The sequence below is a fragment of the uncultured Clostridium sp. genome (assembly GCF_900547735.1).
Classification (GTDB): Bacteria; Bacillota; Clostridia; order Lachnospirales; family Lachnospiraceae; genus Otoolea.
Genome location: NZ_URHZ01000002.1, coordinates 1 through 21,200, shown reverse-complemented (window position 1 = coordinate 21,200; position 21,200 = coordinate 1). Strand labels below are relative to the sequence as shown.

Annotated in this window: 20 protein-coding genes; 15 read left to right on the top strand and 5 right to left on the bottom strand. The window is 49.8% G+C overall.

Annotated features, from left to right (window positions below; translation table 11 throughout):
• Positions 1 to 224 precede the first annotated feature (224 nt).
• From asrC to asrA, 3 genes are read right to left on the bottom strand one after another with little or no spacing between them, the layout of a single operon-like run.
• Positions 225 to 1,247 carry a sulfite reductase subunit C gene (gene asrC, locus QZT18_RS00895; protein WP_294143592.1) on the bottom strand — a complete coding sequence of 341 codons (1,023 nt, stop codon included), beginning with the start codon at positions 1,245 to 1,247 and terminating at the stop codon, positions 225 to 227.
• 13 nt (positions 1,248 to 1,260) lie between these two features.
• Positions 1,261 to 2,061, bottom strand: coding sequence for an anaerobic sulfite reductase subunit AsrB (asrB, locus tag QZT18_RS00890; protein WP_294143591.1), 801 nt, complete (start codon positions 2,059 to 2,061; stop codon positions 1,261 to 1,263).
• Entirely contained in the window at positions 2,054 to 3,112 is a 1,059-nt protein-coding gene (asrA, locus tag QZT18_RS00885) for an anaerobic sulfite reductase subunit AsrA (RefSeq protein WP_294143590.1), read from the bottom strand. Before asrA ends, asrB begins: the two co-directional genes overlap by 8 nt.
• A gap of 189 nt (positions 3,113 to 3,301) precedes the next feature.
• Here asrA and QZT18_RS00880 point away from each other — a divergent pair, with 189 nt between their 5' ends.
• The 15 genes from QZT18_RS00880 (at position 3,302) to QZT18_RS00810 (ending at position 18,214) form a co-directional block, all read left to right on the top strand.
• Complete coding sequence (locus QZT18_RS00880) at positions 3,302 to 4,183, top strand: LysR family transcriptional regulator (RefSeq protein ID WP_294143589.1); 882 nt, start codon at positions 3,302 to 3,304, stop codon at positions 4,181 to 4,183.
• Positions 4,184 to 4,379: 196 nt separating this feature from the next.
• The gene (locus QZT18_RS00875) at positions 4,380 to 5,495 is read left to right on the top strand and encodes an N-acetylmuramoyl-L-alanine amidase (RefSeq protein WP_294143588.1); all 1,116 of its coding nucleotides are present in this window, start codon (positions 4,380 to 4,382) and stop codon (positions 5,493 to 5,495) included.
• Positions 5,496 to 5,529: 34 nt separating this feature from the next.
• Positions 5,530 to 6,456, top strand: coding sequence for a LysR family transcriptional regulator (locus QZT18_RS00870; RefSeq protein ID WP_294143587.1), 927 nt, complete (start codon positions 5,530 to 5,532; stop codon positions 6,454 to 6,456).
• A 103-nt stretch (positions 6,457 to 6,559) separates the two neighbouring features.
• Complete coding sequence (locus QZT18_RS00865; RefSeq protein ID WP_366925772.1) at positions 6,560 to 7,747, top strand: M20 family metallopeptidase; 1,188 nt, start codon at positions 6,560 to 6,562, stop codon at positions 7,745 to 7,747.
• A gap of 37 nt (positions 7,748 to 7,784) precedes the next feature.
• The gene (locus QZT18_RS00860) at positions 7,785 to 8,948 is read left to right on the top strand and encodes a hypothetical protein (protein ID WP_294143586.1); all 1,164 of its coding nucleotides are present in this window, start codon (positions 7,785 to 7,787) and stop codon (positions 8,946 to 8,948) included.
• Between the two features lie 12 nt (positions 8,949 to 8,960).
• A complete protein-coding gene (locus QZT18_RS00855) occupies positions 8,961 to 9,662 on the top strand; it encodes a DUF554 domain-containing protein (protein WP_294143585.1) in 702 nt (233 codons plus the stop codon).
• Between the two features lie 419 nt (positions 9,663 to 10,081).
• Entirely contained in the window at positions 10,082 to 10,744 is a 663-nt protein-coding gene (locus tag QZT18_RS00850; protein WP_125143224.1) for a F0F1 ATP synthase subunit A, read from the top strand.
• Between the two features lie 51 nt (positions 10,745 to 10,795).
• Positions 10,796 to 11,020, top strand: coding sequence for an ATP synthase F0 subunit C (atpE, locus tag QZT18_RS00845; RefSeq protein WP_003497424.1), 225 nt, complete (start codon positions 10,796 to 10,798; stop codon positions 11,018 to 11,020).
• 22 nt (positions 11,021 to 11,042) lie between these two features.
• On the top strand, positions 11,043 to 11,561 hold the full coding sequence (gene atpF, locus QZT18_RS00840) for a F0F1 ATP synthase subunit B (protein ID WP_294143584.1): 519 nt from the start codon (positions 11,043 to 11,045) through the stop codon (positions 11,559 to 11,561).
• A gap of 5 nt (positions 11,562 to 11,566) precedes the next feature.
• Positions 11,567 to 12,070, top strand: a complete 504-nt coding sequence (gene atpH / locus QZT18_RS00835; RefSeq protein ID WP_294143583.1) for an ATP synthase F1 subunit delta — start codon at positions 11,567 to 11,569, stop codon at positions 12,068 to 12,070.
• On the top strand, positions 12,067 to 13,587 hold the full coding sequence (gene atpA, locus QZT18_RS00830; protein WP_366925769.1) for a F0F1 ATP synthase subunit alpha: 1,521 nt from the start codon (positions 12,067 to 12,069) through the stop codon (positions 13,585 to 13,587). The genes atpH and atpA overlap by 4 nt, the downstream gene beginning before the upstream one ends.
• Before the next feature lie 5 nt (positions 13,588 to 13,592).
• On the top strand, positions 13,593 to 14,492 hold the full coding sequence (gene atpG / locus QZT18_RS00825; RefSeq protein WP_294143581.1) for an ATP synthase F1 subunit gamma: 900 nt from the start codon (positions 13,593 to 13,595) through the stop codon (positions 14,490 to 14,492).
• Positions 14,493 to 14,494: 2 nt separating this feature from the next.
• The gene (atpD, locus tag QZT18_RS00820; protein ID WP_294143580.1) at positions 14,495 to 15,895 is read left to right on the top strand and encodes a F0F1 ATP synthase subunit beta; all 1,401 of its coding nucleotides are present in this window, start codon (positions 14,495 to 14,497) and stop codon (positions 15,893 to 15,895) included.
• Positions 15,896 to 15,897: 2 nt separating this feature from the next.
• Complete coding sequence (gene atpC, locus QZT18_RS00815) at positions 15,898 to 16,314, top strand: ATP synthase F1 subunit epsilon (RefSeq protein ID WP_294143579.1); 417 nt, start codon at positions 15,898 to 15,900, stop codon at positions 16,312 to 16,314.
• Between the two features lie 262 nt (positions 16,315 to 16,576).
• Positions 16,577 to 18,214: a diguanylate cyclase domain-containing protein gene (locus tag QZT18_RS00810; RefSeq protein WP_294143578.1), complete on the top strand. Its 1,638-nt coding sequence runs from the start codon at positions 16,577 to 16,579 to the stop codon at positions 18,212 to 18,214.
• A 123-nt stretch (positions 18,215 to 18,337) separates the two neighbouring features.
• Here QZT18_RS00810 and QZT18_RS00805 read toward each other — a convergent pair whose 3' ends face one another.
• Both QZT18_RS00805 and QZT18_RS00800 read right to left on the bottom strand, forming a co-directional pair.
• A complete protein-coding gene (locus tag QZT18_RS00805) occupies positions 18,338 to 19,441 on the bottom strand; it encodes an Mbeg1-like protein (protein WP_294143577.1) in 1,104 nt (367 codons plus the stop codon).
• A gap of 60 nt (positions 19,442 to 19,501) precedes the next feature.
• Positions 19,502 to 21,019 (bottom strand): BCCT family transporter, encoded by a 1,518-nt coding sequence (locus tag QZT18_RS00800; protein ID WP_294143576.1) that lies wholly within the window; start codon positions 21,017 to 21,019, stop codon positions 19,502 to 19,504.
• Positions 21,020 to 21,200 lie beyond the last annotated feature (181 nt).

The following is a 21,200-nucleotide window of genomic DNA, read 5'->3' as shown; positions in this document are numbered from 1 at the left end:
TGGAAGTCCGGAAAATGTAGCTGAGGACGGGAAAATGGGAGTGGCAATAAAGGAACGGAAAATGGAATGGCGAAAACGGAACAACAGTAAAGGAGCAATGAAACAACAGTAAAAGAACAACGGAACAACAGTAAACATAAAAACGACCAGCCGTCTCCGGCTGATCGTTTTTAATGTTTATATATAAGACAAATTTTCAATAAAGAATGAGCGATCACATTTTCTTATCTCACCGTTTCATGCATTTCCAACGGTTTAACATGAATATTGCTCCTGTATTCCGTCTCGGCCCAATTGATTGTTTCCGCAATGTACGCCTCCGGATTCAGTGTCACGCCATCCAGCATAAAGTCTTTGAATTTCTGATACCCGGCCCTGTCAATCAGGTGGCCGCCGTGAAGGTAGACGGGTTTGCCGCCCAGAACCCACTCGGAGAATTTCGGCCAGTTGCTCATGATGGCCAGAACGCTTTCCTCCGTCAGCCAGTTTGCAAACATTTTTCCCATTCGGGGATATTGCTTACCGGTTCTTCCGCCGATGACAATCTTATAAAAGTCTTTATCGGGACGTCTCCATGCTCCGGCGGGACAGGCGATGACGCATTCGCCGCAGCCAACGCAGCAGCAGGGATCTTTATCAACCTTCCCTTTGTCGTTCAGTGAGAGAACCCGGGTTGCAGCTCCTTTGCACTTATCGACGCAGGCTCCGCAGCCGATACACCGGTCGATATCGTAAATCGGCTTCGTGCAGCCGATGATTCCAAAATCCTGGAAATGACCCTTGGCGCAGTCATTGGGACATCCCGCTATGGAAACTTTGATATGGTATGGATTGGGATAGATTAGTTTTTCAATCTTATGCGCCATTTCCTGCGTATTTACATTACCCTTGATACAGTGGATGCCTCCGATGCAGGCCATGATATTTCTGGGCCCGATAAAGGGATAGCCATTCGACGTATCCATCTCCACATCGCACATATCACATTCAACCGCCTCCAGATAGGGGCGTATATATTCGTTCACAGCCGGAATATTTTCCGCTTTGATTCCCGGAACATTTAAGGTCTGACGCATTCCAAGATGGAAAGAACCGTTGCCCCAGGTATTGCATACGTGGCTGACAAGATCCAGCCATTTTGCATCGATCACCGCTCCCGGCACACGAAGCTGCAGCATAAATTCGCCTGCCACCTTGGACTGACGGAAACAATTATTTCTCAATTTACCTATATTGATATCGCTCACCGCAATTTACCTCCTAATCTACCAGCTTTTTGCCAATCGTGTAATTAAAGACGGGACCGTCCAGACAGACATACGTTTCGTCAATTCTGCAGTGCCCGCATTTGCCGATGGCGCAGGACATTTTCCGCTCAAAGGACATCCAGATTTTATCCTCGGGAACCTGGCTATCCAGCAGGCTTTTGGCGGCGAATTTCATCATAATGGGAGGTCCCACTACAAGACATTCATAATTATCACCAAAGGAGTCAAACGGGATATCCTTCACAAATCCGGTGACCATTCCCTTGTTCCAGCCTGGATAGTCCTCATTGTCAAGCGTACGGATGACGTGGAACTTCGGGGCCGTTTTCCATTGTTCTATCTCATCCGTAAACAGAATACTCTGAGAATTCTTAAAGCCGAGGATTAAATAGATTTCCTCCGCATAGCCGGGATCGGAATAAAGCTGGTTGATCAGGCTCTTGACCGGTGAAACGCCGGTTCCGCCCGCGATAATCACAACATTTTTACCCTTTAGCTGTTCCGTTGGCCAGCCGTTGCCGTAGCATCCTCTGACAAAAATGGTGCCGCCCTTTTTTAAACCGAAAAGTTCATCCGTTACCTTTCCAACCTTTCGGATTGTAAAGTCGGCGTATCCGTCGCCAAAGCCGCTGATGGAGATGGGGGCTTCACCGATTTTAGGCAGGGAAAGCTGCATGAACTGTCCGTGCCGGATGGGGAGTTCATTTTCGATTCGGAAGGTCCATTCCGCTTCCGTCTGCTTAAAAATATCTATGATTTTATGTGCCTGTGGTTTTACCGGATTATTAAGCATGGCAAACTTCCTCCTCTTGCTTTATTTCTTCAATTGCCCTTGACAGCTTATTCAGTGTTTCGGGATATCCGATGAGCTGGGGACATCTGGCCGAACACCTTCCGCAGCCCACGCACATCGGGCCGGTATGGAACCGGGCGTCATGTCCATATACTTTATGTAAGATTTTATAGCGGTATTTTTCAGATATTTTGTGTCTGAAACAGGCCCCGCCGGCCATACGGTCAAATCCGTCCACCATACAGGAAGAGCAGGTCCTTCTTCTTTCTCCGGCTTTTCCGTTTTGCGTATAAATAATATCGGTGGTTTCAAAACACGTACAGGTGCTGCACGCGACGGTACAGGCCCCGCAGGCGATACATCTGGCGTCAAACTCCTCCCACATCGGATGCTCCTTTAATTTGTTCGCCATATCGAGAGACTCAATCACCGGAAAATCAACTTTCAGCCTGTTTTCCACCGGGAAGGTGATTTCATAATCGGCTTCCTCACATCCTGCAAAATAATCGCCGAAGCTCTCATCCTTTACCTCAATATAAGTCCCTTCTTCTCCAAAGGAAAATGCGATGGAGTGCATGTCTGTGACATTGGATCCCACGCTGCAGCAGAAGCAGCCGTCAAACTCTTCCGGACATTCCATCAGAGCAAATTTTACCTTTTCCCTTCTTCTCTGATAGAAAGGATCCACGATACCGCCGTTCTCGCAATAAATCTGGTCCTGAATTTTTACTGCATTAATATCGCAGGCTCTTCCGAAAATGAGAAAATCTCTTGTTTCCTCCAGCTTGCTTTCCCTGAATTCGTCGTCGGTAAAATAAAATAAGGTTTGCGTAATCGGTGTGATAACCTCTTTCATTGCATATGTGGATCTCTCGCGGAATTCAATATCTTCATACCGTTCAATCTCCTTGTAAAGAATAGAATCCTGTCCGGCATATCTTCCTCCGGAAGGAATTCTGACAGGCGCATAAATAGCATATTTTTCTTTCAGGACATCAAAAAGTTTATTTATGTCTGCTGTTTTGAGCTGATAGGTTTTTGAGCTTCTCATTTCGTTTACTTCCTTTCCTGTTTTTGCCCTGCGGGCTGAAGTGCAACGGCTGGTCAAAATTTAGCTGGTAATAGCAGCTATTTTAAGTCTATTATAGAGCTTGCCCTGCCATTCGTAAAATGCTAAACTTGTTATAAACTCATAGCAGATTATCTATGCATTGCGGGGACCTACAAAGGAGAAGAGATTATGACAATCCGTGATTTTGAGATTTTTATCGCGGTGGCCGAGACCGGACAGATGGGAATTGCATCCAGAAAGCTGTATATTACACAGCCGACGGTCAGCCACGCGATTATGCAGATAGAAAAAGAATACCACGTCAAATTATTTGAACGGCTTTCCAAGAAGCTTTACATAACGGAAACGGGCCGGGAGTTTCTGGAATATGCCAGACATATTACCACGACTTATCAGGAGCTGGAACAGTTTCTGTATCATGCGTCCAGCCAGCAGTGCATCCATGTAGGAGCGTCCCTGACCGTGGGCAGCTATTTCCTGAGTGATATCATCACCGGATATGAGGCGGAAAACCCGAATGTAAGCATACGTGTTTATATTGATAATTCTATGAATATCATCCGTAAGATTTCAGAAGGAATTCTGGATGTCGCCGTGATTGAGGGAAAAGTCAAGACGAAAAATGTGATATTCAAAGATGTATATGAGGATGAAATGGTTCTGATCTGCGGAAAAACGCATCCGTTTGCCGGCATATCGTCTGTAAACCTTACCGATTTGGCGGGAAAAGATTTCGTATTGAGGGAGGAAGGTTCCGGGACAAGGGAATTTTTTACCGATTTGATGGAGGAAAGAGGGATTTCGTTTATAGAAAAATGGATCTGCCACAGTTCAGACTCCATTATTAATATCGTCGCCTCGGGGCAGGGCGTTTCGATTCTTTCCAAGTCACTGCTGAGGCATCATGAGGAGGTCAATCAGATCACGATCAATGACTTTTCGCTGAAAAGAAGCTTTAAAATCGTCTACCATAAAGACAAATTCCTGTCTACCGGGCTGAAAAAACTGATTACGGACATCGAAAACAAGTTTCACGGTAATGAATGGTAACAATCCTGCTGCGGCTGTTTCAGGTATGGTGCAGCCTGTGGCGGAGGCACTAAGCCGCTTCAGGGCGTCATAAAATCGTAAGGAAGCCTTTGCCTTTAGACGCTTGAAACCGCCTTCCGAATGCATTATACTGGAAAATGTGCAGCATGAATCATATGGCCGGAGTATCTTCCGGCTCTTATAAGGAGAGAATTGAATGAATCGTAAGAACATATCGGGAACAAAGCTAAAGTGGACGGCTGCCCTCGTGACAGCCATGCTGCTGGCCGGTTCGGCCCAGACGGTTTTTGCCGGGGACACGGTTTATGTAAACTGTGACGTACTCAGGTGCCGTTCGTCGGAAGAGATTAAAGACAGCAATATTGTAACGAATTTCCATTACGGAGATAAGCTGGAACGCGTTTCCACGAATGGGGACTGGACCGTGGTTTTGGTAAACGGACAGAAACGCTATGTGGCAACCGCCTATCTGAGCGCCTCACAGCCTGCCGGAAAACCGTCCGGCCAGAGTACATCATCCGCAGGAACCGAGACGGGAGCTTCGGCATCCACTTCATCGGGAACCGAGATCGGCCTGTCGAGCGGGTACAAATATGCGGATTTTTCCAAGATCAACAGTGGGAAGGCCGTCCTCTATAAGAGCACGGCGGCTTCCAGAAAGAATAAGACGGTCTGCGTCAACGCGGGCCACGGAACAAAGGGCGGCGGCAGCGTGAAAACCCTCTGCCATCCGGACGGAACCGCGAAGGTGACGGGCGGCACGACCGGTGCCGGAGCAACTACGGCCGTTGCCGTTTCCAGCGGCATGACATTTGCAGACGGCACGGCGGAGAGCAAGGTGACTCTGGCGATGGCGAAGATCTTAAAAGACCGTCTTCTTGCACAGGGATACGACGTGCTGATGATCCGCGAGTCGGACGATGTACAGCTTGATAATATTGCGAGGACCGTAATTGCCAATAACAATGCGGACTGCCATATTGCCCTGCACTGGGATTCCACCAGCAGCAATAAGGGGTGCTTTTTCATGAGCGTTCCAAACAACGCCTCTTACCGGGCCATGGAGCCGGTAGCCTCCCACTGGCAGCAGCACAATAAACTGGGCGAGGCGCTGATAGCGGGACTGAAGGGCGCGGGAAATAAGATTTTTTCGGGCGGGAGCATGGAGATGGATCTGACGCAGACCTCCTTCTCGACGATTCCGAGCATTGATATCGAACTGGGTGACAAGGCGTCCAGCCATTCCACGGATATGCTGAACCAGCTCGCGGACGGACTGGTGTCCGGCGTGAATTCATTTTTCGGATTTTAGGTTCTGTTGACGGCGAAGGAGAAGGTGAAAGAGGATGGACTTTCGGAAACTGAGCTATTTTGAGGCGGTGTGCAGGCTGAAGAGCTTTACAAAAGCATCGGAGGAGCTTCACGTAACGCAGCCGTCCGTCACGATGGCGGTGCACAGCCTGGAAGAGGATATGGGAGTTTTGCTGCTGAACCGGAACCGCGGTACTCTCGTTCTCACTCCGGAAGGGGAGTTCCTGTTTGAAAAGGCAAAACACCTGATTAAAGAACTGGAGAATGTGGAGCTGGAGATGAAAGATTTTATCTCCGAGCGGACCGAGAACCTGAGAATCGGTTATTCGATTCAGATGCGCACGGCCCTTCAGCCCATTCTGGAAGAGTTCCGGCAGAAACATAAAGGAATTCATGTGATTGAGAATGAAAGTTCAACGCCCTCGATTGTCACGCAGTTAAAGGACGGGATGATCGATCTGGGTATCATTGCCGTGACGGGCGGGATGGTAAAATCTCTGGAAATCCACCCCCTGTTTCAGGGAGAGCTGCGCGTCTGCCTAAGCCGCAGAAATCCCCTCAGCGGCCGGGAGACGATCACCCTGGATGAATTCGAACGCCAGCCCCTTATTTCCCTTTCACTGGATGAACCCAAGAACAGCTATATTTTCCGGATTCTGCAGGATACCTTCCCGGAGCGTAAGATTAAAATTAAACCGCAGTTTTCAGCGCTTCTGCTGGACTCTTATTTCCAGCATATCCGGTGTAACGACGGTATCGGACTGACCTATCACGACATCTGGTTTTCGGCCGGGCAATACGAAAAAGAACTGGGAGACGGCTCAGCCTATAAGGAGATTTCTTTTAATCCTCCGTGCTTTTACACAGTGGCGGCCGTGTATTCGAAAGGGAGGAGACTGTCCGGGGCAGCTAAAACATGTCTGGAGTTTTTAGACGGCTGCCTGCAGACCGGCATAAATTGATTTTATATTAGAATAAATTATAAATATTGTACAAAAATTCTTGCCAATGCTATATTGAGTCTGGTAAGAATTTTTTTTTATTCAAAAGCCGGCCGGCCAATGAATCGGAGGAGGTAAGAAAATCATAGACTTTTTAGAATACAGCCGCGGGCTGGAAGGATACCATATTGAAAACAGACGGTTTCTGCACAGTCATCCGGAGCTGGGAACAAAGCTGCCGGAGACGGAAGGATACGTCAAAAAGAAACTCCGTGAAATGGGATGCGGATACCGGGTAATTCCCCACGGAGGCCTTGTGGCGGAAATGGGAAACAGAACAGGAAAAACGATACTTTTGAGGGCTGATATGGATGCGCTGCCGATGGAAGAGCAGAGCGGCTTACCGTTTTCCTCTCTGAACAGGGGAAGGGCGCATACATGCGGACATGACATTCATACCGCATTTTTACTGGGAGCGGCCAGGATGCTGAAGGAGAGGGAAAAGGAACTTTCCGGCACGGTCAAGCTTGTTTTCCAGGCGGGGGAGGAGACGCTCGAAGGCGCGCAGGAGATGATCCGGGCGGGGATTCTTGAAAATCCGGCAGTGGACGCGGCGGTTGGAATCCATGTACAGCCGACGCTTATGACGGGATATCTGAATTATCCCGCAGGGACCTTCCTGGCATCCTCGGACACATTTGAGATAAGAATTCAGGGAAAAGGCGGCCATGGAGGGCAGCCGCATCTGGGAATCGACCCGATCAATGTGGCGGCGCATATCATCCTGGCGCTTCAGTCCCTTCAGGTAAAGGAAGTGGCCGCCGACATGCCGGTTGTTTTAAATGTCTGTCAGGTTGAAGCGGGAAGCGCAAGTAATATCGTGCCCGACACGGCCAGGCTCTCGGGGACGGTGCGCACCTATGACGATGTTGCATGCCGGAAACTGAAAATGAGGATGCGGCAGATTGTGGAAGGTACGGCGCAGATGTTCGGAGCCGTGGGAGAGCTTATTTTTGCCGAACAGTGTCCCTGCACGGTGAATGATCCGGAGCTGGCCGGTTTCTTTTCGGAGAGCCTCAGGCATTTTGGAGCCGGTTTTATTACAGACGGGGATTATAAAATGCAGGTATCGGACGATTTTGGTTTCTATACGCAGATAGTGCCTTCCGTCATGTTTGTCATAGGATGCGGGAGCCGTGAGGGAGGACAGGGGCATAACCACAGCCCTTATGTAATTTATAATGAGGAGGTGCTGGTCACGGGGGCCGCTTTGCTTGCGCATTGCGCCTGGGACTGGCTGGAAAAACACTAGAGAAGGATCCTGGAAACAGGATAAGGGGGTAATTTTTATGGTTGCTATTTATGCATTGACAACGGTACTTGTGGTTTTCGCCATCGGTGAGTTCTGCTCATCCAGGACGAATGCAATTCTTTCCCAGCCGTTTGTGGCCGCAATTCTTCTGCTGGCCTACTTCTGGCTGGGATTTCCGAAAACACTCGTGACGGATGCCGGTTTAAGTACGCTCGGTTCGGTGGCAAGCGGCGTGCTGATTGCCAGCGTGGGGACGACGATTAATCTGAAAGAGCTGGCAAGGCAGTGGAAGACGATTGTGATCAGCGTAGTCTCCGTTTCCGCCGGAGTAATCGGTATTATCATCGTGGGTTCCATGATCATCGGACGTGAGCAGGCGATAGCGGGAGCGCCGATTTTCTCGGGTTCCATTTCTGCGGTCATCATCATGAGTGACTTTTTTAACGCCAGAGGGATGGAGCATTTATCGGCTCTCTGCAGCATGCTTCTGACCGTCCAGACATTCGTCGGCCTGCCGCTTTCCACCATTATGATGCGCAGGGCTGCGGCCGATTTCCTGAAGGACGGCAGGAACCTGGCGCTGTACAGTAACTCGGCCGTTTCGGCAGAGGGGGCGAAAAAGAAATTATTTACCCTGCCGGAATCGCTCAGCACAAGCGTGATTATCCTGGCAAAGCTTGCAATTACGGCATCGGTGGCAAACGTCCTGGCCGGATTTACAAACGGGGTTATCCATTACCTTGTTATGGCCCTGTTTATGGGAATCATATTCACCTGCCTGGGACTTCTGGACGAGAATGCCATGGCGAAGACGGGATGCGCCGGCCTGTTTATGGTGCTTATATTAGCCAGCCTGTTTGAGAACTTTTCCTATATTACGCCGCAGGATGTGCTTGGAATGCTCCTGCCCATCGTCGTTGTCCTGGGACTGGGCAGCCTGTTTACCGGAATTGTGGCAATTGTGCTGGCAAAGTTCATGAAAATGAACCCGTACCTTGCCATTGCCCTCGGCCTGACCTGCATGTACGGTTTTCCGACCACGCTCTATATTTCACAGGACGTTGCAAAGGCATATGGGAAGACGGAGGAAGAACACACGGCGCTGAGTAATTATCTGGTGCCGAAGATCGTAACCGCAGGAATTGCCACGGTGACCATTGCCTCCGTCATCATTGCAAGCTATGCGATCAAACTGCTGTAAGGAGTCGATGATATGATACCCTGGGGAATTATAATAGACTGCGGCTGCGTGGCCCTGGGAGGGGTGGCCGGAGCCGCTGCGGGCCGCTTTTTTCCAAAGCAGACGTGTGAGTTCCTTTCCAGATTCTTTGGAATCAGCTCGATTGCAATCGGCATTACGCTGATTGGTAAGTCCTCCTCCCTCTCTCCGGTCATGCTCTCCCTGATTCTGGGCGGAATCATCGGAGAGACAATGAAGCTGGAAGAATTGCTGGGAAAACTGCCGCGGATGGTGAAAAGGAATAAGACAGAGGAGGACAATGAATTCAGCGAACGCTTTACCGGAGTGCTGATCCTGATTTGTTCGGGAAGTCTCGGCCTGATGGGAGCAATGAGTGAAGGGCTGACGGGAGATGCCTCGGTGCTTATTACAAAAGCTGTTTTGGATTTGTTCGGAGCCGCAATTTTCGCCTCCACGCTGGGAGCCTGCGTGGCCATGATTTCGGTACCGCAGTTTCTGATTTATCTGGCTCTGTTTAGCCTGTCGGGCTTTATCATGCCCTGGGCGACGGAATCCATGATAGCCGATTTCATGGGCTGCGGAGGCGTTATTGCTCTCGTGACGGGCATCAGGGTTGCCGAGATAAAACCAATCAGGGCGGCATCGTTTCTTCCGGCGCTGTTTCTCGTGATGCCGGTATCCTGCATCTGGACGATGATGACGGAAGCGCTTTGATAAAACTTTAAAAGATTAAATTAAACAGAGAGCATCGTAAAATACCTTAAGAAGATTGTCTTCTCAGGTGGGAACGATGCTCTTTTTCCGGTTTTCGTGTTAACAGGGCGTTAAAGATTACTGGGATTGTATGGAAATTTGTACAAAATGCTTAATTTTGTTGGATTTTACAACTAAATTTCTTTCCAAATGTTATTGCATTTCTCGGCTTAAAGTAACATAATATGGGAAAGCGAAGAAACAAGAGACCTTTTCCGGGAATCCGATTACAGGAAACCGGCGGAGGTTTTTTTTATTTCACAAAAATAGGAGTTCCGGTGAAGTAAAAAACTCTGCTAAAAGAAGGATTCTTTTTGACGCGCTTAAAAAATATTCTCAAAGGGGAGGGATATAAGACGGACACACTTTCAAAGGCCCTGATGGAAGAGCTGAACGCTAAAGTCGCATTTACTATACCCGTATTTGGAGGAATCCCGATTTACGAGTCCGTGGTGGCGACATGGTTTATCATGGCGGTTCTGGTTCTCCTTTCCATCATCTTCGTAAGGAATCTCAAGGTTGAGAATCCCGGGAAGCTTCAGTTGTTCCTGGAAACTTCAATTGGGTTCTTAAGAGATTTCTTCCTGGATCTGGTCGGGGAAGAAGGAAAAGGATACATTCCTTATCTGATTTCAACGGCGCTTTTTATCGGCGTAGCCAACCTGATTGGCATCGCAGGCATCACACCGCCCACGAAGGATTTGAATGTAACTGCCGCACTGGCTGTCATCAGCATCGCGGTAATCGAGTATGCCGGGTTTCATAAGAAAGGCATGAAGGGATTCATGAAGAGTTTTGCAGAACCGGTGGCGTTTATACTGCCAATCAATATTATGGAGATTGCCATTCGTCCCGTGTCTCTGTGCATGCGGCTTTTCGGCAACGTGCTGGGCTCATTCGTAGTAATGGAATTAATCAAGTTGGTGGCCCCGCTCATTGTGCCGATACCGTTCAGTTTTTATTTTGATATTTTTGACGGTCTGATTCAGGCGTATGTATTTGTCTTCCTGACCGCCCTGTTTATTAAGGAACAACTGGACTGACAACGGTCCGGACAAAGAGTAAAGAAAACAAACAAAAAGGAGAGTATTATTATGTCTACATTAATCGCAATCGGAGCAGCAGTCGCTGTACTTACAGGTATTGGAGCAGGTATTGGTATCGGTATCGCAACTTCTAAAGCAGTGGAAGCCATCGCAAGGCAGCCTGAAGCTGAAAGCAAAATCAGCAAGGCCTTACTTCTTGGTTGTGCCCTGGCAGAGGCTACCGCTATTTACGGTTTCGTTATTGCCCTTGTAATTATCTTATTCTTAAAATAAATGTGAAAGGCAGGTGGGAGAAGTGTTACAGTTAAACTGGAGCCTTGTCTTTGAAATCATTAACCTGATTATCCTCTGTCTTCTACTTAAAAAATTTCTGATTAAACCTGTGACTGCCGTAATGGATAAGAGGCAGGCGGAGATTTCCGAGGGGCTTTTAAACGCCAGAAACAGCGAGGCTGAGGCGAATGAGCTTAAGGGCCGTTATGAAGATGCCCTTAAGGATGCCAGAAGCGAGTCCGGACGCATGATTGAGGAAGCGAAAAAGCGTGCACAGGAAGAATCGGATCGGATTCTTAAAGAGGCCGGTGATCAGGCGGCAGACATTATGAGGAAAGCAGAGAAGAATATCGAAAGTGAAAAAGAAAAAACCATGGCTGACCTCCAGTCCCGCATTGCAGAGCTGGCTTTGACCGCAGCCAGAAAAGTGACCGGCAGCGTGGAACGTGAGGCAGACGACATGCTTCTGTACGATCAGTTCCTGAATAATGCAGCAATGGATGCGGTGATGAAACCCGAAGATAATGGCGAAAGCAGGTGAGAAATATGAGACAGACATCCGTTAATTACGCCCGCGTTCTGGCAGATTTGTCTGTTCCGGTGGAAGATTTAAGAGAGGCTGTGAAGCTGCTTAATGAGACACCTGCTTTGAGACGGATTCTGGTAAGCCCATTGGTTTCCCGGAACAAGAAAGAGAGGGTGATTGACCGGATATTTCCGGAGCCTGTCAGAAATTTTCTGAAGGTGGCCTGTCTGCATGAAAAGACAGGACAAATTGAGGAAATTTTTGAATGCTACGAGGAATATTTAAGGCAGCAGGATGGAATTATGAAAGTCCTGCTTACCTGCGTGACACCTCCTTCTAAAGAGCAGCTTCAGGGAATAGAGAAGTTTCTGTGCAGTAAATATCAGAAAAAAGACGTGATTTTTGAGATTAAAAAGGATCCGTCGCTGCTGGGCGGTTTTGTCCTGAAGGCCGGAGATTATGAATATGATTACAGCCTGGACGGACGGCTTAAGAGGCTTAAACAGCAATTGACGCGGAGGTGAGAAAAGTGAGTTCGATTAATTCAGATGAAATTATTTCCATACTGAAAGAGGAAATAGCAAATTATGATGATATATGCAAGGAGCAGGAGACGGGAACCGTTATCTCCGTGGGTGACGGAATTGCCAGAATCTACGGAATGGATCATGCCATGTACGGCGAGGTCGTAACCTTTGAGTCGGGCCTCAAGGGAATGGTGCAGGATGTCCGGCAGGACAGCATCGGCTGTATCCTGTTCGGCAAGGATACCGAGGTCGGCGAGGGAACCCGCGTTACAAGAACCGGTAAGAAAGCCGGAATCCCGGTAGGGGATGCCTGCATCGGCCGTGTTATCGACGCCCTGGGGGCTCCGATTGACGGCAAGGGTGAGATAAAGACGGATGACTACCGTCCCGTAGAACAGGAGGCGCCGGGAATTATCGACCGTCAGGCGGTCAACCAGCCCCTGGAGACCGGAATCCTGTCCATCGACTCCATGTTCCCCATTGGAAGGGGACAGAGGGAGCTTATCATCGGCGACCGCCAGACCGGTAAGACATCGATCGCCACCGATACGATCCTGAACCAGAAGGGGAAGGATGTAATCTGTATCTATGTGGCAATCGGACAGAAGGCGTCCACCATTGCAAAGCTGGTATCCACCTTTGAGAAATACGGAGCCATGGATTACACGACGGTTATGGCCTCCACGGCCAGCGACTGTGCGCCGCTTCAGTACATTGCGCCCTATGCGGGAACTGCTCTGGCGGAGTATTTTATGCATAAGGGAAAAGATGTGCTGATTGTATACGACGACCTGTCCAAACATGCGGTGGCATACCGCGCCCTGTCCTTACTGTTAGGGCGTTCACCGGGCCGTGAGGCCTATCCGGGCGACGTATTCTACCTGCATTCCAGGCTGTTGGAGCGTTCCAGCCGTCTGAGCGAGGCTCTGGGCGGAGGTTCCATCACGGCCCTGCCCATCATCGAGACGCAGGCCGGAGATGTGTCGGCCTATATTCCGACCAATGTTATCTCCATCACCGACGGCCAGATTTTCCTGGAGAGCGATCTGTTTTTCGCAGGCATGAGGCCGGCCGTAAACGTCGGACTTTCCGTATCGCGTGTCGGCGGAGCCGCACAGTTTAAGGCGATGAAGAAGGCGTCGGGAAGCATCCGTATCGATTTGGCCCAGTACCGTGAGATGGAAGTGTTCACCCAGTTCAGCTCCGATCTGGATGCGGCGACGAAGGATCAGCTTCAGTATGGCAAATCACTGATGGAGCTTTTAAAACAGCCGCTTTACCATCCGCTCAGCCTTCATGAGCAGGTCATCACGTTGTGTGCGGCCACCCACAGGCTCTTTATGGATGTGGAAGTAAAGATGATCAAAGAGTTCCAGGAAGATATGCTCCGCTATTTTGAGCAGATCCACCCTGAGATTGTAAAAGAAATAGATGAGAAGAAGGAACTGCCGCAGACTCTGATTGACAGAATCGTAAAAGCGGCCGAGGAATATAAAGCTGACAGAGGCAGGTGATACAGATGGCAAGTATGAAAGAGATCCAGACCAGGATGAAGAGCATCCAGGATACGATGAAGATCACAAATGCCATGTACCTGATATCCTCCTCCAAGATGAAAAAGGCGAAAAAGACGCTGACGGATACGGAACCGTATTTCTTCGGCGTGCAGCGCGCGATGGACAGATTGCTCCGCCATCTTCCCGAAACCGAGAAGGAGAACCGGTATCTGGATCAGCGCCCCGAAATTCCTCCGGAAGAACGGAAATTCGGTTTGATTGTGGTCACTGCGGATAAAGGCTTAAACGGCGCTTACAACCATAATATCATCAAAATGGCCGAGGAGAGGCTGAAGCTTCCGGGACACAGGAAACTGTATGTGCTGGGAGTCGTGGGACGGCAGTATTTCGGTAAGGTGAAGGGCGTGGACATGGACGGCAGCTTTAGGTATACGGTCCAGAAACCGACGATGCACCGGGCCAGAATGATATCCGAGACCATGGTGGACGGCTTTTTAAACAGAGAACTGGATGAAGTGTTTATTCTGTTTACGGAGATGGTCAACTCGATGAAAGAGGAACCAAAGCTGAAACAGCTCCTTCCGCTCAAAAGGGCTGATTTTGAACCGTCCCAGATGCTGGCGGGAGTCATGCAGGAGAATATCAGCCTGTTCCCGTCTGCGGACGAAGTGATGGACAATATGGTGCCGAACTATCTGACCGGCATCATCTACGGCTGCCTGGTGGAGGCATACGCCAGCGAGCATAACGCCCGTATGATGGCAATGCGTTCTTCCACGGACAACGCGGGGGAGATGCTTAAAGATCTGTCGATCCAGTATAACCGGGCCAGACAGGCGGCCATCACCCAGGAGATCACGGAAGTTGTCAGCGGCGCGAACGCGCAAAAAAGAAAGGGATAATTATGGACACAGGCAGAATTATTCAGGTCATGGGACCTGTTGTGGATGTTTCATTTGAAGGCGGTGTTCTGCCCCACTTGAGGGATGCCCTGAAAGTTCAGAACGGGGACAGAACCTGCATTATGGAGGCCGCCCAGCACATGGGCAATAATGTGGTCCGCTGCATTATGCTGGCCGCCAGTGAGGGCCTTCATAAAGATATGGAAGTAATTCCTACGGGACAGGGAATCAGCGTTCCGGTAGGTGATCATAACCTGGGACGTCTTTTCAATGTCCTGGGAGAGACAATCGACGGAGGAGAGGGACTGGAGGACGAGGAACACTGGGTAATCCACCGTGATCCGCCGTCATTTGAGGACCAGAGCCCGGTAGTTGAGGTTCTGGAGACGGGAATCAAGGTAATCGATCTTCTGGCGCCCTATGCAAAGGGCGGAAAAATCGGTCTGTTCGGAGGAGCCGGAGTCGGCAAGACGGTTCTGATTCAGGAGCTGATTCAGAATATTGCCACGGAGCACGGCGGCTATTCTATATTCACCGGAGTCGGAGAGCGTTCCAGGGAAGGCAACGACCTCTGGGTTGAGATGAAGGAGTCGGGAGTACTTGAGAAGACGGCTTTGGTATTCGGCCAGATGAACGAGCCGCCGGGAGCCCGTATGAGGGTTGCCGAGACCGGTCTTACGATGGCTGAGTATTTCCGTGATAAAGAGCACCAGGATGTGCTGCTGTTTATTGATAATATTTTCCGTTTCGTCCAGGCGGGCTCCGAGGTTTCGGCACTGCTCGGCCGTATGCCGTCGGCGGTAGGTTACCAGCCGACGCTGGCCAATGAGATGGGAGAACTGCAGGAGAGAATCGCATCGACGAAGGAAGGTTCCGTAACAAGCGTCCAGGCGGTTTATGTTCCCGCGGACGATTTGACCGACCCGGCGCCTGCCACGACATTCGCCCATCTGGATGCCACGACGGTACTTTCCAGGAAGATTGTGGAGCAGGGTATCTATCCCGCGGTAGATCCGCTGGAATCCACCTCCCGTATTCTGGAGGCGGAGGTAGTCGGTGAGGAGCATTACGAGACGGCCAGACGTGTCCAGGAGATCCTCCAGAAATACAAAGAGCTTCAGGATATTATTGCTATCCTTGGTATGGAAGAACTTGCCGAGGAAGATAAGATAACGGTTTACAGGGCCAGAAAAGTCCAGAAATTCCTTTCACAGCCGTTCCATGTGGCTGAGACATTTACCGGCGTACCGGGAAAATTCGTGCCGCTGAAGGAGACGATTAAGGGATTCAAGATGATCCTGGACGGTGAGATGGATGAGTATCCGGAAAACGCATTCTTCAATGTTGGTTCTATTGAGGATGTGAAGGCAAAAGCGGAGCAGGAGAAGACGGGAGGGCGGTAAGTATGGAACAGATATCCACATTCGGCCTAGAACTGTATTCCAGCACACAGATGTTTTATAAAGGAAGGGCGCGTTTTATCAACCTTCCGGCAACGGACGGCGGGCATACCTTCCTGCCTCACCATGAGAACGTAATCATTGCCGTTGTACCGGGTACGACGACGATTATCACGGAGAACGGGGAGGAGATCACGGCTGTCACGGGTTCCGGATTTGCCGAGATGATCAATAACCGTGTCCAGGTTTTTGTCCATTCGGCAGAACACCCCGATGAGATTGATATCAACAGGGCCAGAGAGGCCATGGAGCGCGCCGAAGAGCAGCTGCGCCAGAAGCAGTCCATTGCGGAGTACCACAGAAGCAAGATGGAGCTGGCCAGGGCCATGTCCCGTATCAGTGCGGCCGGAAAACGCAAGTGACGAGGGAGTTTAAGAAAAAGCAGATATTTTCATATCTGCTTTTTCTTATGGGCGGGTATCTGCGGGGTGCCTCTGTCCGCCATCTCACCATCCCCCCCAGCCGTCCCGGCGGCGTTCTCATTCCTCAACTTGCCCAATGATTGCAGTTGAGTGAACCGGTAAGATATGGTAGAATGAAAACAATAGCTATAGGAACTTATCCAATGGGAAAATTTACAATTTGAGCATTGCAACGGTATGCTGTAATGGGAACGGGAACCTTATGAAATCAGAGAAGCTGCAGACGAAAATAAACAAGTATTTTATGGTACTCATTATCTGTATCATTATTACGGTATCGGCAATTATCGGCTTGTATTCAAGTTATAAGCTGCAGACTGAGACAGGTGAGAACCTGACCGATATGGCCGGGCAGATTTCTGTGCAGCTTGATCAGTTTATGTGGAATCATTATCACCAGCTTGATCTCCTGGAAGCGGCGGATTCGCTTGTATCCGACAGCAATCACGAAATTGCGTCCAGGTTAATTAATCGGCTTCATGATTCGTTTCCCTCTTTTTCATGGATTGGAATTACCGATGCGGACGGCATAGTCAAGGCTTCCAGCGGTGACATTCTGTTGGAGGTGGATATCTCCGACAGACCGGTTTTTATCGAAGGGGCAAAAGGAGATTTTATAGGAGATGTTCATGATGCCAAGCTGCTTTCGGATTTATTGCCGAATCCAACGGGGGAGCCGCTTCGTTTTGTTGATATCAGTTCTCCGCTTTATGATAAGGAGGGGAATTTTAAAGGAGTTCTGGCCGCTCATTTAAACTGGGAATGGGCTCAGGAACGGGTTGAAATGACCACCGAATCTTTTAGCGACAGCAAAAAGATGGAAGTGCTCGTGCTCAGTAAGGATGATGATGTTTTGCTGGGGCCGCAGAAACTCATCGGGGAATCACTGGCTCAGATATTTTCACAAATCAATACAAACGGTGACTGTCATTGGGCTTCGATAACGTGGCCGGATGGCCGGAGATATCTGACCGGTTTTGCCACTTCAACCGGTTATGACGATTATGATGGCCTCGGATGGACCGTCGTCGTCCGCCAGCCGATCCGAATTGCCTATAAGAATATCGTTCAGCTTCTGTTTTTGGTTGTTGCAAGCGGAGGATTTCTTCTGCTCCTGTTCATGCTGCTCGGTGCAATGATATCGAGAAAACTCACTGAACCTCTGAACCGGCTTTCTGAAGTAGCGATGCTTCTAAAGTCAGGACAGAAAGCGGCCATGCCGGAGCACAACGGAATTTATGAACTGGAGAATCTCGAATCGGCGCTTTCCAATTTGTTCAGCGACCTGAATCTTACCGACGCCGCGTTAAACAAGATGAAAACCATAGCCATTACAGATCCCCTCACCGGCCTTAAAAACAGACGGGCCTTTGAAAATTATATTGATGAGTGCAGCAGGACGCTGGACCGCTCGGCCCACTCTCTTGCAATCCTGTATTTAGATTTAGACGGATTTAAAATAGTGAATGACCAGTATGGCCATGACATCGGTGATCAATTACTGGCGGAGGTTTCAAACCGGCTTACAAAAGCCGTACAAAGCAATGAAATCCTTTCCCGGATTGGCGGTGATGAATTCCTGATTGCACTGACCGTTCCGACGGACGGCACGGCATCGGCTGTAGATTACACAGCCCAGCGCATTATTAAAGAAATCAACCGTCCTTTCCTTTTGGAAAACAATGAAATACACGTTGGCTGCAGCATAGGCGCTTCTATTTATCCCGAGGACAGCACAGAGCTTCAAACGGTAATCAAATATGCCGACAAGGCATTATACTATTCGAAATCCCACGGTAAAAACATATTTACCATTTATTCAAACATCACAGTTAAGTGAGAACAAAGAAAGAACCGGAAGAGTATCCATACCCTTCCGGTTCTTTCTTTATTGAGGCCGGGAACCTGCCCGCTGAGCATGCGGGTTCCCGGCCTCTGTTTCGGCATATAAAGCCGTATCCGCTCATATCTGGACTTCGTTCAGGTAAAAGGATGCCAGAGTTTCTCCGGCGGCCCTCACAAGCGCCATCAGGGGAAGCAGAATCTTGTCGAGCGTTACCTCGGGGGACTCTTTAAGCAGGCTCTTGGCAATTTCCAGGATATTGTCGGGGAGCAGCAGTTCACCGGTGCGGCTGGCCCCGGAGGATTGGAGGATTTCATAGACGGTGTCCACAAAAGCCTCGCGCTCCCGGGGAGAGAGGGAGGTGATCCATTTCTTCAACGCCTGATCCACCAGGCAGCTCTTCTGCGTGACTTCCCTCAGCCGGACAAAACCGCCGTCTTTTATTTCCCAGGAATAGGGATCATGCTGCATCAGTCCTTTCCGGTTGCTTAAAACAACCGTATAGCATTCCTCATGTCCCAGAAGCATTCCGATTACCGAGGACTGGGGGACAAAGGTGCGGATGAGGGGCAGTATATCGCGGTAGCCGGAGGTGGCAAGCACTGCCTGGCTGAACCCCGGGCCGTCATAATTGTACACGGCCATCAGGCGGTCCATAATGCCGGACGAGGCACATGCTGCGGCAAATACCGCCAGGTTGCCGCCCTTGGAATGGCCGCCCACCCACAGGGAACCTGGGACGCGGGAGGCCATATGGGACAGATAATTGCAGGCCTCCCACTGACCCGGCACGGTATCGAGAAAACCCAGGTTGAAATCTTCCTTCCAGCCTATGAGCGTGCCGTCGGTGCCTCGAAATGTGACAAAGGCATCGTCGCCCATCAGAACGGTGACTGCGGAAAACTGCATTTCCAGATCCGGTGATTTGATATCCCTGAAACCGGTCAGCCGGAGGTTGGAAAAACGCGGACTTTCGGCCATGGCTTCGAGTAACTGCTGATTTTCCAGGGAGCGGACCCGGGTGAGGCGCTCTCTCTCCGGCAGCGAAAGAATCATTTCCCCGACTTCTTTTACGGTCGGGGCCCGATCCGGCTCATCCGGTATCAGGCCATCGAGGTGAATGTAGGACATCGCGGAAAAAACAAGGCCGTCCACGGCGGACAATGGAGATTCGTCCAATGTCTGGCTGCCCTGGGCGGCGATATAGTCAATTAAACCGGGCATAATAATCCCTTTTTCTTTTAATATATGTTGCCGGCCGGTCTTCGGTTAACACGGCTGCCGTTATAAAACTTTCCTGGCATCCTTCAGGAACGAAGCGATAATCAGGACGATAATCACCGCTATAGGAAAGGCGGCGATGATTGAAACCGTCTGCAGGTTTGCCATGGAATTATCACTGAATACCAGGGCAATCGGCAGCAGAATCAGCATAATGGACCAGAACACCTTGATGCCCATGTAAGGTTCTTCATCGTTGTCCAGTTCCTTGTAAGAGTAGGACGAGGCAACCAGGGCAATGGCGTCGAAGCTGGTTGCATAAAAGGCGATCATTGTGAGCGCCAGGAGAATCAGCACCAGCGGAGCCAGGGGCAGGGTTTGGATGACGGCGATGATTGTCGTGTAAAGATCGCCTGTCGAGGCATAGAGACCCATTACATCCAGTTTGCCGAAGACCTGCAGGCCCAGGCTGTAATTGCCGAGGATGATAAAACTGGTAAAGGTGCCGCCGAGGCCGAATACATATCCGCCCAGAATGGTCTGCTTCACGGTGCGTCCCTTAGAGATGTTGCCGATAAAGAAGGGAGCGGCGACACACCATACCATCCAGTAGGCCCAGTAGAAAATGGTCCATGTCTGGGGGAACGAGGTGGTTCTCTGGGGATCGGTAAAGGTGGACAGGCTGAAAAAGTTCTGCACCAGGTTTCCGATGGAAGAAAAACCGGTCTCAATGATATATCTTGTCTCCCCCCCGAAGAGCAGAACATAGGCAAGCAGGGCAAAGAACAGATAAACGCAGGATGCTGCAAGCTTCATAATCCCATGCATTCCCCGGACCACGCAGAACGTGTAAATGATACAGGTGACGACCAGGATGGCAATTGTGATCCACTTTGAGCTTGGGAGTCCCAACAGGCTGGAAGCGATCTGGCTCATCAGCGGAGTCGCCAGGCTGAATGTGGTGGCTGTGCCTGCCATCAGGGCAAATACGGCGATGAGGTCGATGATTTTTCCGGGAATTCCGTCTATCCTGTCGCCGAGCAGAGGACGGCAGGCCTCGGAAAACTTCTGTTTATGGCAGCCGCGTACGTGGAGCATAAAACCGAAGGATACGGCCAGGACAACGTAAAAACTCCACGGTATCGGACCCCAGTGGAACAGCGGATATGTACCGGACCATTCCTGTATGGAACCCATCTCGGCCATATGGGGATCCTGTGCATAGAGAATCCACTCACAGAGTGAATAGAAAAGGATGTCGGCCGCCAGTCCGGAGGTAAACATCATGGAGCCCCAGGCAAAATTCGAATATTTTGGCTTTTCATCCTTCTTTCCGAGACGGATACCGCCGTATTTGGAAAAAGCCAGGTAGAGGGAGAGGAGAAAGACTCCAAGTCCTACGGCCAGGTAATAAGTACCCAGCTCCTCGCCCAGGAAAGTGCGGATCCCTTCAATAATCCTTTTGGAAGAATCCGGCAGGAACACGAAGCTGATACAGAGGAAAAGGATGATGATAAATGGAATTATCATTGTGATCCAGTCCAGCTGCCGTTTTACATTATTATTAGTGGTGTTATTCATAGCTGCCTCCTTGATGTTCAATTTTTACGATTTAAATTAAATAATGAACACATTATATCATTGAACTTTTAGAATTACAAGAGGTATTCTGAGAAAATATGATATCATGACGGGGATGGGGATTTAATTGAGGAATGAGAACGCCGCCGGGACGGTCGGGGTTCGGGATGGTGAGAGGGAG

Coding starts and splice junctions, on each gene's coding strand:
- QZT18_RS00855 (WP_294143585.1), top strand. CDS start 8,961: ATGATACCCTGGGGAATTATAATAGACTGCGGCTGCGTGGCCCTGGGA.
- atpH (WP_294143583.1), top strand. CDS start 11,567: ATGAGACAGACATCCGTTAATTACGCCCGCGTTCTGGCAGATTTGTCT.
- atpC (WP_294143579.1), top strand. CDS start 15,898: ATGGAACAGATATCCACATTCGGCCTAGAACTGTATTCCAGCACACAG.
- QZT18_RS00850 (WP_125143224.1), top strand. CDS start 10,082: ATGGAAGAGCTGAACGCTAAAGTCGCATTTACTATACCCGTATTTGGA.
- QZT18_RS00870 (WP_294143587.1), top strand. CDS start 5,530: ATGGACTTTCGGAAACTGAGCTATTTTGAGGCGGTGTGCAGGCTGAAG.
- atpG (WP_294143581.1), top strand. CDS start 13,593: ATGGCAAGTATGAAAGAGATCCAGACCAGGATGAAGAGCATCCAGGAT.
- asrB (WP_294143591.1), bottom strand. CDS start 2,061: ATGCTTAATAATCCGGTAAAACCACAGGCACATAAAATCATAGATATT.
- atpE (WP_003497424.1), top strand. CDS start 10,796: ATGTCTACATTAATCGCAATCGGAGCAGCAGTCGCTGTACTTACAGGT.
- QZT18_RS00805 (WP_294143577.1), bottom strand. CDS start 19,441: ATGCCCGGTTTAATTGACTATATCGCCGCCCAGGGCAGCCAGACATTG.
- asrA (WP_294143590.1), bottom strand. CDS start 3,112: ATGAGAAGCTCAAAAACCTATCAGCTCAAAACAGCAGACATAAATAAA.
- atpD (WP_294143580.1), top strand. CDS start 14,495: ATGGACACAGGCAGAATTATTCAGGTCATGGGACCTGTTGTGGATGTT.
- QZT18_RS00860 (WP_294143586.1), top strand. CDS start 7,785: ATGGTTGCTATTTATGCATTGACAACGGTACTTGTGGTTTTCGCCATC.
- QZT18_RS00800 (WP_294143576.1), bottom strand. CDS start 21,019: ATGAATAACACCACTAATAATAATGTAAAACGGCAGCTGGACTGGATC.
- QZT18_RS00875 (WP_294143588.1), top strand. CDS start 4,380: ATGAATCGTAAGAACATATCGGGAACAAAGCTAAAGTGGACGGCTGCC.
- QZT18_RS00810 (WP_294143578.1), top strand. CDS start 16,577: ATGAAATCAGAGAAGCTGCAGACGAAAATAAACAAGTATTTTATGGTA.
- QZT18_RS00880 (WP_294143589.1), top strand. CDS start 3,302: ATGACAATCCGTGATTTTGAGATTTTTATCGCGGTGGCCGAGACCGGA.